This window comes from Halobaculum sp. D14, from assembly GCF_051195135.1.
Classification (GTDB): domain Archaea; phylum Halobacteriota; class Halobacteria; order Halobacteriales; family Haloferacaceae; genus JBNTKA01.
Genome location: NZ_JBNTKA010000003.1, coordinates 189,760 through 203,737, shown reverse-complemented (window position 1 = coordinate 203,737; position 13,978 = coordinate 189,760). Strand labels below are relative to the sequence as shown.

General features: G+C 71.2%; 14 protein-coding genes. 11 read left to right on the top strand and 3 right to left on the bottom strand.

The annotated features are described in order from the left end of the window. Position 1 precedes the first annotated feature (1 nt). From cobT to ACQUST_RS11890, 6 genes are all read left to right on the top strand, one after another. Complete coding sequence (cobT, locus tag ACQUST_RS11915; RefSeq protein WP_435128702.1) at positions 2 to 1,027, top strand: nicotinate mononucleotide-dependent phosphoribosyltransferase CobT; 1,026 nt, start codon at positions 2 to 4, stop codon at positions 1,025 to 1,027. Then, the gene (locus tag ACQUST_RS11910) at positions 1,024 to 2,322 is read left to right on the top strand and encodes a cobyrinic acid a,c-diamide synthase (RefSeq protein ID WP_435128699.1); all 1,299 of its coding nucleotides are present in this window, start codon (positions 1,024 to 1,026) and stop codon (positions 2,320 to 2,322) included. The genes cobT and ACQUST_RS11910 overlap by 4 nt, the downstream gene beginning before the upstream one ends. Further along, positions 2,319 to 3,002: a cob(I)yrinic acid a,c-diamide adenosyltransferase gene (locus ACQUST_RS11905; RefSeq protein ID WP_435128696.1), complete on the top strand. Its 684-nt coding sequence runs from the start codon at positions 2,319 to 2,321 to the stop codon at positions 3,000 to 3,002. Before ACQUST_RS11910 ends, ACQUST_RS11905 begins: the two co-directional genes overlap by 4 nt. Positions 3,003 to 3,005: 3 nt before the next feature. Further along, positions 3,006 to 4,505: a cobyric acid synthase gene (locus tag ACQUST_RS11900; protein ID WP_435128693.1), complete on the top strand. Its 1,500-nt coding sequence runs from the start codon at positions 3,006 to 3,008 to the stop codon at positions 4,503 to 4,505. A 228-nt stretch (positions 4,506 to 4,733) separates the two neighbouring features. After that, on the top strand, positions 4,734 to 5,561 hold the full coding sequence (locus ACQUST_RS11895; protein ID WP_435128690.1) for a transcriptional regulator TbsP domain-containing protein: 828 nt from the start codon (positions 4,734 to 4,736) through the stop codon (positions 5,559 to 5,561). Positions 5,562 to 5,615: 54 nt separating this feature from the next. Beyond that, positions 5,616 to 7,058 (top strand): MATE family efflux transporter, encoded by a 1,443-nt coding sequence (locus ACQUST_RS11890; protein ID WP_435128688.1) that lies wholly within the window; start codon positions 5,616 to 5,618, stop codon positions 7,056 to 7,058. A 22-nt stretch (positions 7,059 to 7,080) separates the two neighbouring features. On the opposite strand, the gene ACQUST_RS11885 is transcribed toward ACQUST_RS11890, so the two are convergent. After that, positions 7,081 to 7,890 carry an N-acyl homoserine lactonase family protein gene (locus tag ACQUST_RS11885; protein ID WP_435128685.1) on the bottom strand — a complete coding sequence of 270 codons (810 nt, stop codon included), beginning with the start codon at positions 7,888 to 7,890 and terminating at the stop codon, positions 7,081 to 7,083. Positions 7,891 to 7,995: 105 nt separating this feature from the next. Between ACQUST_RS11885 and ACQUST_RS11880 the strand changes: the two genes are divergently transcribed. Together ACQUST_RS11880 and ACQUST_RS11875 are read left to right on the top strand one after the other, a co-directional pair. Next, complete coding sequence (locus tag ACQUST_RS11880; RefSeq protein WP_435128682.1) at positions 7,996 to 9,000, top strand: aldo/keto reductase; 1,005 nt, start codon at positions 7,996 to 7,998, stop codon at positions 8,998 to 9,000. A gap of 272 nt (positions 9,001 to 9,272) precedes the next feature. Continuing rightward, positions 9,273 to 10,604, top strand: coding sequence for a hypothetical protein (locus tag ACQUST_RS11875; RefSeq protein WP_435128679.1), 1,332 nt, complete (start codon positions 9,273 to 9,275; stop codon positions 10,602 to 10,604). Positions 10,605 to 10,661: 57 nt separating this feature from the next. On the opposite strand, the gene ACQUST_RS11870 is transcribed toward ACQUST_RS11875, so the two are convergent. Beyond that, entirely contained in the window at positions 10,662 to 11,099 is a 438-nt protein-coding gene (locus tag ACQUST_RS11870) for a hypothetical protein (protein ID WP_435128677.1), read from the bottom strand. 130 nt (positions 11,100 to 11,229) lie between these two features. Between ACQUST_RS11870 and ACQUST_RS11865 the strand changes: the two genes are divergently transcribed. Next, a complete protein-coding gene (locus tag ACQUST_RS11865) occupies positions 11,230 to 11,970 on the top strand; it encodes a YqjF family protein (RefSeq protein ID WP_435128674.1) in 741 nt (246 codons plus the stop codon). A gap of 14 nt (positions 11,971 to 11,984) precedes the next feature. Here the strand turns inward: ACQUST_RS11865 and ACQUST_RS11860 are convergent, their stop codons facing one another. Beyond that, positions 11,985 to 12,755 carry a protein sorting system archaetidylserine synthase gene (locus ACQUST_RS11860; protein ID WP_435128671.1) on the bottom strand — a complete coding sequence of 257 codons (771 nt, stop codon included), beginning with the start codon at positions 12,753 to 12,755 and terminating at the stop codon, positions 11,985 to 11,987. Between the two features lie 368 nt (positions 12,756 to 13,123). On the opposite strand from ACQUST_RS11860, the gene ACQUST_RS11855 reads away from it, so the two are divergent. Both ACQUST_RS11855 and ACQUST_RS11850 read left to right on the top strand, forming a co-directional pair. Continuing rightward, the gene (locus ACQUST_RS11855; RefSeq protein WP_435128668.1) at positions 13,124 to 13,423 is read left to right on the top strand and encodes a RidA family protein; all 300 of its coding nucleotides are present in this window, start codon (positions 13,124 to 13,126) and stop codon (positions 13,421 to 13,423) included. A gap of 84 nt (positions 13,424 to 13,507) precedes the next feature. Further along, entirely contained in the window at positions 13,508 to 13,921 is a 414-nt protein-coding gene (locus ACQUST_RS11850; RefSeq protein ID WP_435128665.1) for a plastocyanin/azurin family copper-binding protein, read from the top strand. Positions 13,922 to 13,978: the final 57 nt, after the last annotated feature.

Sequence of the window (13,978 nt, the reverse complement as noted above, 5' to 3'; positions counted from 1 at the left end):
TGTGACACGCACTCCCCGGACGCTCTTCGCGCTCGCCGCCGGGACGACCCGGACGGCGGGCATCGACGGCATCAGCGCGGCCGGCGCGGACCCGGCGCTGCTGTCTCACACGCCGAGCGCCGACGCCGAGATTTTCGAGTACGGCCACCCCGTCCGGTCCCCCGTCGTCCCCGTCAGCCCGACGGGCTGCCCGACTCCGGCGGTCGTCACTCGCGCCGTCCGCGACTGCCTCGGCTTCGACAGCATCGTCGTCGACGCCGGGCTCGCGGAACCGACGGGCGCACCCACCGTCGACGTCGACGCCGCGCCCGGCGCGGACGTCCGCGAAGCCGTCGCAGTGGCCGACGCCGAACGGACGTTCGCGAACGCTCGTCGGCTCGGCACCGAACTCCCGGTCGACCGCCTCGTCCTCGGCGAAACGATTCCCGGCGGCACGACCACCGCGATGGGCGTCCTCGCCGCTCTCGGTGAGCGACGCGAGGTCTCCTCGTCGCTCCCGGAGAACCCGCTCGCACTCAAGCGCGACGTCGTCCGGGCGGGACTCGAAGCGAGCGGCCTCGACCCCGGCGGTCTCGCCGGCCAGCCGACCGAAGCGGTACGGCGGATGGGCGACCCCGTCCTCGCGACCCTCTCCGGACTCGCCGTCGGCGCGCTCGAAGCCGACACCGACGTGGTGCTGGCGGGCGGCACGCAGCTCGCCGCCGTGGCGGCGCTCGTCCGACACGCCGGCCGGAACGACTCGCTCGCACTCGCCACGACGTCCTTCGTCGCCGACGACGAGTCGGCCGGAATCCGCGACCTCGCCGCCGACCTGGCGCTCGACCTCACCGTGACCGACCCCGGATTCGAGGCGAACGAATCCCACCCCGCGATGGCCGCGTACCGCGCCGGCGAAGCGAAGGAGGGCGTCGGCATGGGGGGTGCGCTCGCGCTCGCTGACGAGGCGGGCGTCGAGATGGCGGCGGTTCGAGACGCGCTGGTTTCGGTCTACGACCGCGTCACCGAGACCGCAGAGGAACCCCGATGAGAGGCGTCGTTCTGGGCGGCACGGCGTCCGGCGTCGGCAAGACCGTCGCGACGCTCGCCGTGCTCCGCGCGCTCGACGACGCCGGCTACGACCCCCAGCCCGCGAAGGCCGGCCCGGACTTCATCGACCCGAGCCACCACGAAGCGGTCGTCGAGAAACCGTCGCGGACGCTCGACACGTGGCTCGTCGGCGAGGAGGGAACGCGGCGGAACTACTACGCCGGCGAGGGCGACGTCTGCGTCGTGGAGGGGATGATGGGGCTCTACGACGGGACGGTCGCCAGCACCGCCGGCGTGGCCGAGGCGCTCGACGTGCCCGTCGTGCTCGTCGTCGACGCGAGCGCCGGCATGCAGAGCGTCGCGGCGACGGCGCTCGGGTTCCGCGAGTACGCCGAGGCCGCCGGCTTCGACGTGGACGTCGTCGGCGTCCTCGCCCAACAGACTCACGGCGGCCGCCACGAGCGGGGCATCCGCGACGCGCTCCCCGAGTCGCTCGACTACCTCGGACGCATCCCGCCGATGGGGGAACTGGAGATACCCGACCGCCACCTCGGCCTCCACATGGGCGACGAGTCGCCGCTCGACCGGGACACGCTGAAATCGGCCGCAGAACACGTCGCGGTGGAGCGGCTGGTGGACGCCGCCCGAGAGCCGCCTCGCCCGGCCCCGGTCGACGCGCGAGCGCGCACCGAAAAGCGGGTCGCTGTCGCGGCCGACGCGGCGTTCTGCTTCGAGTACCCCGCGACCCGAGACCGCCTCGGGGACCGCGCGGCGGTGGTGACGTTCTCGCCGGTCGCGGGCGACGACCTCCCCGACTGCGACGGCGTCTACCTGCCCGGCGGCTACCCGGAACTGCACGCCGAGGCGCTCGCCGACTCGCCGGCGCTCGACGCGCTCGGCGACCGCGCCGCGGACGGTCTCCCCGTCCTGGGCGAGTGCGGCGGACTGATGGCGCTCTCCGAGTCGCTGACGACGAGCGACGGCGAACGCCACGGGATGGCCGGCGTCCTCCCCGCGGACGTGACGATGCGAGAGCGGTACCAGGCGCTCGACCACGTCGAACTCGTCGCCCGCGAGGACACGCTCACCGCCGACGCGGACGGGTCGCTCCGCGGCCACGAGTTCCACTACTCATCCGCGGACGTCGGCACCGACGCGCGGTTCGCGTTCGACGTCGAACGCGGGAGCGGCATCACCGGCGACGCGGACGGCCTGACCGAGTACGACACCCTCGGCACGTACGCGCACCTCCACGCCGAGAGCGGCGCCTTCGACGCATTCCTCGACAGACTATGAGCGAGAACACGGAGCCAACCGACCGACACGCACAGCCCCCCGGAGCGGGAGAGACGCCCACGGCCCGCGACATCGAACCCGACGCCCCCGACGAGTTCGGACTGGTCCAGGTCTGGTGGGGCGACGGGAAGGGGAAGACGACCGCCGCCATGGGGATGGGGTTCCGGGCCGCCGGCCACGGCTACCGCGTCCACATGCTCCAGTTCATGAAAGGCGGCGCCGCGAGCGTCGAGAACGTCCGCGGCGAGTACAACGCCATCGCGGCCATGCCGGGGTTCACGTACGAGAACTCGGGCCACTACGGCTGGCACGGGTTCCTCGACGGCTCCGACGAGGAGGAACACGAAGCCCGAGCGAAGGGCGGTCTCGCCCGCGCACGAGACCTGCTCGACGCCGCACGCGACGTCGACGGCCCGCTCGACCCGGACGCGCCGGCCGACGACGGCGTCCACATGCTCATCCTCGACGAACTCCTCTACGCCGCCAACCGCGGCCTCGTCGCCGCCGAAGACGTCGTCGCGCTCGTCGAGGACAAGCCGCCGAACCTCGAACTCGTGCTCACCGGCGGCCACGAGGAACCGACGTTCGTCACGGAGCGGGCCGACCTCGTGAGCGAGGTCCGCAAGCAACGCCACCCGATGGACGACGGCCAGCGCGCGCGCACCGGCACGGAGTTTTGAGCCGTGAGCGCTCGCACCATCCTCGTCGCGGGCACGGCGTCCCACGTCGGCAAGAGCACGGTCGCCACCGGCCTCTGCCGTCACCTCGCCGACCGCGGCGTCTCCGTCGCGCCGTTCAAGGCCCAGAACATGAGCAACAACGCCCGCGCGGTTCCGGACGGCGAGGGTGGCTGGGGGGAGATCGGCGTCTCGCAGTACGTCCAGGCGCGCGCCGCCCGCGTCCGGCCGACGACCGACTCGAACCCCGTGCTACTGAAGCCGCGAGGGGACGCCGAGAGCCAGCTCGTCGTCGACGGGCGAGCGGTCGGCCACTTCGACGCGGCGGACTACTACGAGACGCACTGGGAGACCGCCCGGGAAGCGGCCGAAGACGCCTACGAGCGACTCGCAGAGCAGCACGACGTCGTCGTCGCGGAGGGCGCGGGGAGCATCGCGGAGATCAACCTCCGGCACCGCGACCTCGCGAACCTCGAAACCGCGCGGTTCGCCGACGCCGACGTCCTCCTGGTCGCCGACATCGAGCGCGGCGGCGTGTTCGCCAGCCTCTACGGGACGCTCGAACTGCTGCCGGCGGACGTCCGCGAACGGGTGGTCGGCTGCGTCGTCACGAAGTTCCGTGGGGACGCATCCCTGCTCGACCCCGGTATCGCGGAGTTCGAAGACCGGACGGCCGTCCCGATTCTCGGCGTCGTCCCCCACGACGACCCGGGGTTACCTGAGGAGGACAGCCTCTCGCTGCCCGACGCGGACGGCAGCGAAGGCGGAGTCATCGGGGGCGGAGACGGCGTTCCGGCCGAGCGAACCGTGACCGTCGGCGTCGTGCGGCTGCCGCGCATCTCGAACTTCACGGACGTCGCGCCGCTCGCCCGCATCCCCGGAGTACGCGTGACGTACGTCCCACCGGACGGGTCGCTCGCGGACGCTGACGCCGTGGTACTCCCCGGCACGAAAAACACGGTCGACGACCTCCGCGCACTCCGAGAAGCCGGATTCGGCGCCGAACTTCGCTCCTTCTCGGGGCCGGTAGTCGGACTGTGCGGCGGCTACCAGTTGCTCGGCGACCGAATCACGGACGCGGACGTCGAGTCCACGACCGACGTCGACGCCGTGGAAGGGTTCGGTCTCCTCCCGGTGGAGACGCGCTTCCGCGAGGACAAGCGCGTCGAGTCCGTCACGCGGGAACTCGACGGTTGCGGGCCGCTCGCGGGGGCGTCCGGCACGGTGTCAGGCTACGAAATCCACATGGGTCGGACGACCGTCCACGGAGTTCCCCAGCCCGTCGGCCCCGAAAGCGCCGGCACCGACCGCGTCCTCGGAACGTACCTCCACGGCCTGTTCGAGAACGCTACCGCCCGGGAGGCGTTCGTCGACGCGGCGTATCGCCACGCCGGAATAGAGCGGCCGTCCACCGACACGACGCGGCGGTCGCCGTACGACGCGGCGGCCGAACTCCTCAGAGAGCACGTCGACCTCGCAGCGCTGGACGTAGGTTCGGAGGCCTGACCACCGCTCGCCGACGTCGGCGCAGACGTCCACGTCGACCAAACCGGTGAGCGGACGCAACTGGACGCACCTATTCTGTATCGCAGTATTCGGTGTATCACCTGGCGGCGACTAAACACGGTGCCACCGGAGCCAGCCGCCCACCAAGTCTACCGGTGGGACGACACGCCGGAGTCGCGGACGGCTCGTGTCCGCACCTTATTTGAGGAGGGACGGTGAGTTCACCCCATGACTGGCGCCCGCACAGGCCCGCTCTCCGACGTCCTCCGCCGCCCCCTCCGCGATGCGAGCGACACGGCCCTCCTGGCCTCCGCGTCACCGCTCGTCCTCCGCGAAGCAGTACTGGCGCTCGCAGCCCTCGACGACCCGACGCCGACACGGCTGCTCGGAACGGGGGACGCGCTCGACGCGCTCGTCGACGACTTCGCCGCCGCGACGCGAGCGGCCGACCTCCGAGCGAACGACGGACTCGAACTCCGGCGCGTGGACGACGCGACGCTCCCGTCCGTCGTCGTCGCGGACGAGACGGTGACGACCGTCGCGGCGCTCCCCGGCGGCGAGGACGTCGCCCTGGAGTCCGACGACGGCGGCGCGGTGGCCCGCGCGCGCGACGCGCTGGAAGCGGCGGCTCGCGGCGCCGACCCGTACGAGTTCAGCGCACCCGCGTACGCGGCGATGCTCGACCGGCTCGGCCGCGACGTCGACGAGGGCGCCCGCGCCGACGCGGAAGCCGTGCTGGACGCCGACGTCAGGATTCGGCGGTCCGCCGGCGACCTCGACGAGGTGGACCTGTTCATCCTGCTGGCCGCCCGCAACGACGCGCAGCTGTACACGCTGTCCGGGTGGGCCGAGGCGGTCGGTATCGCCAGCCGCGCGACCATCTCGGTCAGGAAGCGGCGCCTCGAGGACAGCGGGCTCGTCGCCACCGAGAAAGTCCCGACTGACGTCGGGCGGCCGCGGCAGCAGTTGACGCTCGGCGACGACGACCTCCGCGACGCCACGCCGACGGACGTCGTCCGGACCGCCCGCGGCGTCCTCGGCCGGCCCGACCCGTAGGGGCTGTTTCGTTACGAAACTCCTTTGACCCCGGTTGGGGTACCGTCCGTCCGAGTGTCCCGTCCGCCGAACCTGTTCCGTCTTGCGATACTCCACGTCGGCCTGCTGCTCGCCAGGGCCGGCCTCGTCGACCGCGAGCGCGCCGTGGAGACGACCGACCTCGCGTGGCCGCGCATCGTCACCGGCGTCGCGCGGATGTCGAAGAACGCCGTCGACGTCGCGATGGTCGGCATCGCGGTCGGCACCACCGCCGTCGCCGGCGTCGGCCTCGCCGGGCCGTTCTGGGGGCTCGCGTTCGCCGTCGGCGGCGGCGTCGCCGGCGGCACCATCGCGCTCGTCTCTCAGCGGCACGGCGCCGACGCCGACGAGGGACTCGGCCTCGCCGTCCGGTCGAGCACGCTGCTGGTCGTCGCGCTGAGCCTTCCGATTACCGCCGCCTTCTGGCTGTTCCCCCGCGAACTCGTGTCGCTTCTCACCGACGACGCCGCCACCATCCGGTACGGCGCTTCGTACCTCCGGGTGGTCGGGTTCGGCGTCCCGTTCGCCGGGCTGAACCTCGTCGGCAGCCGAATCCTCGTCGGCGTCGACGACGCCTACACGGCGATGCAGATTCGGGCGAGCGGCGCCGTGTTGAACGTCGCGCTGAACGCCGTGTTCCTGTTCGGGTTCGGCTGGGGCGTCTCCGGCGCCGCACTCGGCACCGTGCTGTCGAACGTCGCCCCGACAGCGGCGTTCGCCGTCGGCATCTCACTGGGCCGGCTCCCGGGCGTGACGTCGTTCCCGGTCCGCGTCGACCCGTTCGGGAGCTTCGTCGACCGCGGCACGCTCGCCGACCTCGTCAACATCGGGCTCCCGGTCGGCGCGCGGAACCTCGTCTGGACGGCCGCCGAGTTCCCGATGCTCGGCATCCTCGCCATCTTCGGGACGAACACGGTCGCCTCGTTCGTCATCGCGCGCCGCATCTGGGGCGTCATGAACACGCCGGGCTGGGGGTTCGGCCTGGCGTCGTCGAGCCTCGTCGGGCAGGCGCTCGGCCGCGGCGACGAGGAGGAGGCCGAGGCGTACGGCCGCGACATCATCCGGTTCGCCGTCGCGGTCTACCTCGTCTCCGCGGCGCTCATCGCCGTGTTCGCCGACGAACTGGTCGTGTTGTTCATGGGCGGTTCGTCCAGCGCCGCGGTGCCGCTGGCGACGAACCTCGTGTACGCCGCCTGCGTCGCGGTCGTCTTCCAGGGCGTCTCCGGCGCCAGCATCGGCCCGCTCGACGCCAGCGGCGACACCCGGACGCCGTTCGTCAGCCAGTTCCTCGGCATGTTCTGCGGGTCGATTCCGCTCGCGTACCTGGGCGCGACGACGGCGCTCGGCCACTGGGGCATCTACCTCGCGTTCCTCGCGGAGACGACGGTGCCGGCAGCCATCAACTACTGGCGGTTCCGCAGCGACCACTGGAAGGAAATCAGTCGCGCCTACCGACCGGATTCCTCGCCGGCCGGGTGAGCGCCGATGCTGCAGCCCGTCGCTACTCCAGTCTGTTCGGCGAGTCGGGGAGCGCCTCGAAGTCCGACCGGTCGTGCGCGAGCGTCAGCGTCGCGTCCTCCCGGCGCTTCAGGTCCCGAATCGCCCGCGCCGACTCCAGGGCGGCCTCGGTGTCCCACGCGAACGGCGGCTGGAGGTCCTCGGCGAGCGCCTGCTGCGTGAACGCGAGGTCGCCGCCGAGAATCACGGTCCCGAACTCCGGCAGTTCGACCTTCACGGACTGGTGGCCGGCGGAGTGGCCGGGCGTCGGGATGCACTCGACGGTGCCGTCGCCGAACACGTCGAAGCGGCCGGACAGCGCCGTCACGTCGTAGTCGGGTGACCGGAGGACGCCGAAGTCGCCTTCGAGGTAGAGCCGCCGCTGAATCGGGTCGGCCGGCCACCACGCGTACTCCAGTTCGTCCTGCTGGACGAGGAACTCGGACTCCGGGAAGTCGGCGACGCCGCCGGCGTGATCGAGGTGGAGGTGCGTGAGGACGACGTAGTCGACGTCGCCCGGGTCGTAGCCGAGGTCCGCCACCTGCCGGACGGCGCGCTGGTCGGCGGTCATCTCGATGTCGTCGGCCGCGAACTCCGACATGTGCGGCGCGCCGTAGGCGCCGTACTCCGCCGGGTCCTGGAGCATCTCGTGGCTCGTCCCGGTGTCCACGAGCACCGTCCCGTCCGGGTGGTCGACGAGGTAGAACGGGGTGAGCGACGGGTACGTTTCGCCGGGCCGTTCGAGCCGCATCATCGAACTGTACTCGTACTCCCAGTCGGCCGCGTTCATCGCGTACAGTGCGGGTCCCGCCATCGCCCGCCAGTTCGGCGAAGACCCGGAAAAGTGAACTGGCGGCGTCACCCCGGGCTTCCGGTTGCTGAACGTTTTTGCGGCGACGCGCCGAGCGGTGAAGTGAGAATGTCTGATTCAGTCGACCTCGAGTTCGTCCCGCTCGGCGACACCGGCCTGCAGACGAGCGAACTGCAGTTCGGCACCTGGCGGTTCGGCAAGGAGACCGAAGCCGGGAACGTCGAAATCGGCGAGGAGCGAGCCCACGAGCTGCTCGACGCCTACGACGCGGCGGGCGGCCGATACATCGACACCGCCGACGTGTACGGCGGCGGGAAGAGCGAGGAGTGGATCGGCGACTGGCTCGCCGACCGCGACCGCGAACGGTACACGGTCGCCTCGAAGATCTACTGGCAGATCCGCGACGGCGACCCGAACAGCCGCGGCACGAACCGGAAGAACGTCCGCGACCGCATCGACGCCCTCCTCGACCGGCTCGGCACCGACTACGTCGACGTCCTCTACATCCACCGCTGGGACGACGAGACGCCTGCCCGCGAGATGATGAAGACGCTGAACGGCCTCGTCGAGGACGGCAAGGTCCACTACCTCGGAGCGTCCACACACCGGCCGAACGCCTGGAAGGTCGCGAAGGCGAACGAGATCGCGCGCCGGGAGGGCTGGGAGCCGTTCACCGTCGCGCAGCCGCGGTACAACCTCGTCGACCGCGAGGTCGAGGGGGACTACCTCGAGATGACGCGGTCGTACGGCATGGCGGTCTGCCCGTGGAGCCCGCTCGGCCAGGGATTCCTCACCGGGAAGTACACCCGCGAGGACGGCCTGACCGGCGAGTCCCGCGCCTCGGAGTCGTCGCGGTTCGAGGAGGCGTACCTCACCGCGGAGAACTTCGACGTCCACGACGAACTGGACGCGGTCGCCGACGAGGTCGACGCCTCGCCCGCGCAGACGGCGCTCGCGTGGCTGATGCACCGCGACGGCGTCACCGCACCCATCGTCGGCGCGCGGACCGTCGAGCAGCTCGAAGAGAACCTCGCGGCCGCCGAAATCGACCTGACGGACGAGCAGGTCGACCGGCTGACGGCGGCGAAAGGCGGCCCGTACGCCGACATCTGAGGCCGCGCCCGGAGCCGCACGCCGGAGCCGCACGTCCGGTCGCCGGTCGTCGTCTCCGGCCGGAACGAGAGCGTGATTCGTCGCTGACAGTTCTTTTCGATGGACAGGTTTCTGAAGTATCGACGGGAGCCGCTGAATCCGGCGGAGTGAGGCCGTACCTTCATTATACTGGTTGCCAATGCGTTGACCAGAAGTGAACAATGCAGTCAGGGCCTCCTTCCGCGGCGGATCTGTACGTCGAGAACAGGACGAACCAGACACAGTCGGTGTCCGTGAGTTGCCGGACGGACACGGGGGTCGTCTTCACTGAGGAGGCGGACATCGACGCCGGGAAGTCCGCGCGGTGGTCGACCGAGACGACGAAGCCGTTCCAGGTCGGGATTCGAGTGCAGCAGGGCCCGAAAGGCTCAGAGCGGTTCTCCCCGGACCGACTGGACGGCGACGTCACCGCGACCATCTCCCGGACCGGCATCTCGTTCTCCACGGACGACGGCGGCCAGTCCGGCGGCGCGTCCGGGTTCGGCGGCGGGACGCAGAACACCGGTCGCTCAGGCGACTCCCGCGGTTCCCGCCGCTCTCGGACCTCCGGCGCTTCCGGGCGCTCGGGGGACTCCCGGGACGCCGGGGAGTCAGCGCGGTCGCAGCGGAGCCAGAACCGCGGATCGACCGGCGACCGGAGCGGGTCGTCCGCCTCGTCGTCGGAGTCCGGGTTCCGCAGCGAACCGCACGACGGCGGAAGCGACGACGAGCCCCGCGGAACCGGAGGGCGCGACAGAGACGACCGGTCGTCGCGTCAGGACGGCGACACCCGCGGTAGCAGCGGCAGCGACGGGCGCGGGTCCGGGAGCGACGACCGGCGCGACTCCGACCGGGAGTCGTCGGCGCCGGAGTCGGCGGGCGACCGCGGAAGCGACGACGCCGACGACCGCTCGCGGGAGCGCGGGCCGAGCGGCGACGAGATCTACTGCCGGAGCTGCGGCGAAATCATCAAGCAGAACGCCGAAATCTGCCCGAAGTGCGGCGTCCGCAACGCCGCCCAGAACATGCGGTCGGGGCGCAGCGGCGCCGGGTCGTCCGGCCAGCGCGGCGGCCAGCAGCGCCGGTCCGGCGGGTCGCGGCGGCAGTCCGCGGGCGCGAACGGCCAGTCGGCGTCGCGGCAACCGCAGCAGCAACAGCAGCAGACGCAGTCGGAGCCGTCGGGGACGTGGCGGTACGGCGTGATGTTCAGCGCGGGCCTGTGGCTGCTCGCCGGGGCGCTGCTCGCCGCCACGGCGCTGCTGTTCCAGAGTAGCGGCCTGTCGGGGATGACGCAGTCGCTCGGCCTCGCGGCGCTCATTCCGCCGGTACAGCTCCTCGGCTGGGTGGTGCTGCCGCTGTCGCTGTACTTCGACCTGAAGTACGTCGACTACCACGTCGACGACTGGCCGCTCAGCGGCCGCCTGTACATCGCCGCCGCCCTGATTCTGCCGGTGATGACGCAGATTCTGGGCGCGGTCGCGCTGTTCGTCGGCGGCGCCGGCCAACTCATCGGCGTCGTCATCCCGCTCATCCTGGTCGGCATCTGCGTCCGGCACCTCCGGACGCGGAGCCGCCTCATCGACTGACGGCTGAAACTCCCTCGCGTTAGTCGGCCGCACGAGGGGAGCCGGTTCGTTTCAGACTTACTGGACGTCCGTGAACGTCGTCCACACCTTCTGTTTGGACTCGTCGTACGGCTGGCTGGAGCCGCTGTTCAGGTTCCGGTAGTGAATCAGGCCCTCCAGCAGTAGGATGAACAGGTACGTCCCGACGGTGCTGAACGCGAGCACGATGTTGAACAGGTGTCGGAGCGGCCGCTGGTACTTCCACGAGTCGATGATGGAGAAGATGAGGCCGTAGCTCTGCTGTCCGGTCTGCTGCTGTTGCATCTGGGCGCCGCCGGCGTTACCGTGCCCTCCTTGACCAGCTCCCTGCCCGGCGTGTCCGCCGTGGTTCCCGCCGCCCTGCCCGGAGTCGGTCGGCTGTCGAACGCCGCACTCGGGGCAGATTTCTGCGCGCTCCTTGATGACTTCCCCGCAGTCGATGCAGTAGACCTCGTTCGGCCCTGGCTGAGATGGCATCGTACGCGAATACAAGTCGGATACCGTAACAGTACTGGAAAATTACAGGACAGGGTCGGTGAAACAGTCCGCCGCCGGCGCGCCGGTGGCCGGGAAAAGCGCCTTACCGCTCCCGGCCGACTGAGAGGGCATGGTGGTCCCGCTACACATGGGGTGGCGAAACGTCCTGTTCGCGAACTGGCCGGTCGACCCGGAGACGGTTCGGCCGCACGTCCCGGAGGCGCTCGCGCTGGACACGTTCGACGGCGACGCGTGGCTGTCGGTCGTCCCGTTCACGAACGTCGACGTCAGACCGGACGCGGCGCCGCCCGGAACCGGGCTACCGCTCCCGGAGTTGAACCTCCGGACGTACGTCAGCGACCGCGGTGGGGACGGCGGCGGAGACGACGGAGACCGCGACGGAGGCGACGCGGACGGCCGGCCCGGCGTCTACTTCTTCAGCCTCGACGCGCAGGGCATCTTGAGCGTGCTCGGCGCCCGCGCCTTCCACTACCTCCCGTACTACTACGCCAGAATCAGCCTCTCCGCGGCGGACGGCGGCGTCGAATTCCGGAGCCGACGCGTCCACCCCGGCGCCCGGCCCGTCCAGTTCCGCGCGACCTACGGGCCGACCGGCGAGCAGTTCCGCGCCGACGACGGGTCGCTCGCCGAGTTCCTCACCGAGCGGTACCGGTACTACACGGAGGACACCGCGGGCGCGATTCGGTACGCGGACATCGACCACGAACCCTGGGCGCTGTTCGACGCCGACGCGACGTTCGAGACGAACACGCTGTTCCGCGCGAACTGCTTCGACCCGCCGGAGTCGGAGCCGGTTCACTTCTACAGCCCCGGCGTCGACGTCGTCGCGTCGAAGAGCAAGCGCCGCTGAGCGGTCGCCGCAGTCTACGCCGCGTCGCCGTCTTCGGCTTCGACGGCCACGCCGCCGCCACTTCTGTCAGCACCCTCCGCGTCGCCGTCCGCGTCGTCGACGTCGCGCCAGTAGAACGACGGCCCGAGGAAGGTGTAGCCGAGCGCGAGGAACAGCAGCGCGAACGCGAACACGGCGCCCGGGCGGCCCGTGAGCAGGACGGCGAGCGCCTGCACGGCGCCCATGACTACCGCGTCCTGCGCGTGCAGGTCGGGGTAGCGGACCGGCGTCACCATCCCGGCGGCCAGGACGGCGCCGAGGGCGACGAGCACCGCCGGCGTCCCGAGGTGGGTCAGCACCGCGGCGGCGACGACCGTGGCCGCGAGCGTCGTCTGGACGCCGTGGGTCGTCTTCTCGCCCTCGTCTTCGACGTTGTAGACGCCGAGTCTGACGACGGCCATCGCGACGAACGCCGCGGCGACCGCGAGCGTCGCGGCGAACCGGAGCGGCGCGTCGGCCCACGGCCACCGCTCGGTTCCGGCGACGGCGACGACGAGCGCCGGGGCGACGCCGAAACTCGCGACGTCCGCGAGCGAATCCAGGTGCGGGCCGACCGCGGTGCCGCCGTACCGCCGGGCGAGGACGCCGTCGAGGCCGTCGGCGATGGCGGCGAGCAGCACGAGGCGTGCCGCCAGCGTCGGCGACACCGCGGCGGCGACGGCCGCGAGCGTCCCGACGGCGGCGTTGCCGACCGTAACCGCGTCCGCGACGCCGAGGCGAGTGAGGAACCGCGGCCGCTCGCTCATACCCGTACGGTCGACACACCGGACTTTACGTCTTTACATCCCCGGAGCGGCGCCGCGGCGACTCCGCGACCCGGGAGCGACGGTCGGCGGTCGACTCGGCGGCCGCAGAGCCGTCCGTGAGTTGCCTCGGGTGGCTTTTCCGCGTCGGCGCATAGTTCTGTGGCTCCCCGCGAACTCGTTCGCGTCCCCAAACGTCATCGGGTGCCGCCGAGACGCCGAGGCATGGAGAAGACGGTGTTCAGACGCGAGAATCGCGGCGACGACGCGGTGGCCGCGACCGCGGTCCGCCCCGGCACGACGACCACGACCAGGTCCAGCTCGACGGCGTCGTCGGCCCCGGCGAGACGCCGCGCGAGCAGGCCGAGCGGGTGCTGCACTTCGCCGAACGGTTCCTGCGGGAGTACTGCGACGGCGAGCTCTCGGACGTCACCATGATTCGGCACTTCGTCAGCGACGACGCGCTCCCGGAGGCCGAAGCGGAAATCGGCGCGGCGTGCCGCGAGTACTTCGCGCCGCCGGAACTCCCGGCGACGGTGATGGTCGGCGTCAGCGACGTCGTCGGCGGCGACCGCGACGTCAAAATCGAGATGGAGGCGACGGTGCCGCACGACCGCGACGGCCACGACGTCGACGTCGTCGAACTCCCGCCGCCGCCCGGCTCCGTCTGACTGAGACGCGCCCGGCGGACGGCTCAGGCCGGCGGCGAATCCGGAACCGCGGCCCATAAGCCCGCGCGGTGCCGACCCCCGGACATGGACAGACGCCGCTTTCTCGCGGGCGCCGGCGCCGCTGCGTCTGCGTCGCTCGCGGGCTGTCTGAATCTGACGCCCAACCCGGACGGCTACGACGTCGGCATGACCGCGCAGGCGTTCATGCCGTACAAGGTGTCCGTCAGCGTCGGCGACACCGTCGTCTGGAAGAACACGTCGACGCGGGCGCACTCCGTCACCGCCTACGGCGACGGGATTCCGGACGACGCCGAGTACTTCGCGACCGGCGGCTTCGACACCGAGCAGGCCGCCCGCGACGCGTGGGACGGCAAACGCGGCGCGATTACGACCGGGCAGACGTACAGCCACACGTTCGAAGTCGCCGGGACCTACCAGTACTTCTGCATCCCGCACGAGCAGGCCGGCATGCAGGGCGTCGTCGTCGTCGAAGAGTGAGGTACCGTCGGCTGTCTCGGCGGCGTCGCGCGACAAAAACGGGAGAACGAATCGTGA

Coding starts and splice junctions, on each gene's coding strand:
- ACQUST_RS11910 (WP_435128699.1), top strand. CDS start 1,024: ATGAGAGGCGTCGTTCTGGGCGGCACGGCGTCCGGCGTCGGCAAGACC.
- ACQUST_RS11850 (WP_435128665.1), top strand. CDS start 13,508: ATGGACAGACGCCGCTTTCTCGCGGGCGCCGGCGCCGCTGCGTCTGCG.
- ACQUST_RS11885 (WP_435128685.1), bottom strand. CDS start 7,890: ATGGCGGGACCCGCACTGTACGCGATGAACGCGGCCGACTGGGAGTAC.
- ACQUST_RS11870 (WP_435128677.1), bottom strand. CDS start 11,099: ATGCCATCTCAGCCAGGGCCGAACGAGGTCTACTGCATCGACTGCGGG.
- ACQUST_RS11905 (WP_435128696.1), top strand. CDS start 2,319: ATGAGCGAGAACACGGAGCCAACCGACCGACACGCACAGCCCCCCGGA.
- ACQUST_RS11880 (WP_435128682.1), top strand. CDS start 7,996: ATGTCTGATTCAGTCGACCTCGAGTTCGTCCCGCTCGGCGACACCGGC.
- ACQUST_RS11865 (WP_435128674.1), top strand. CDS start 11,230: ATGGTGGTCCCGCTACACATGGGGTGGCGAAACGTCCTGTTCGCGAAC.
- ACQUST_RS11895 (WP_435128690.1), top strand. CDS start 4,734: ATGACTGGCGCCCGCACAGGCCCGCTCTCCGACGTCCTCCGCCGCCCC.
- ACQUST_RS11860 (WP_435128671.1), bottom strand. CDS start 12,755: ATGAGCGAGCGGCCGCGGTTCCTCACTCGCCTCGGCGTCGCGGACGCG.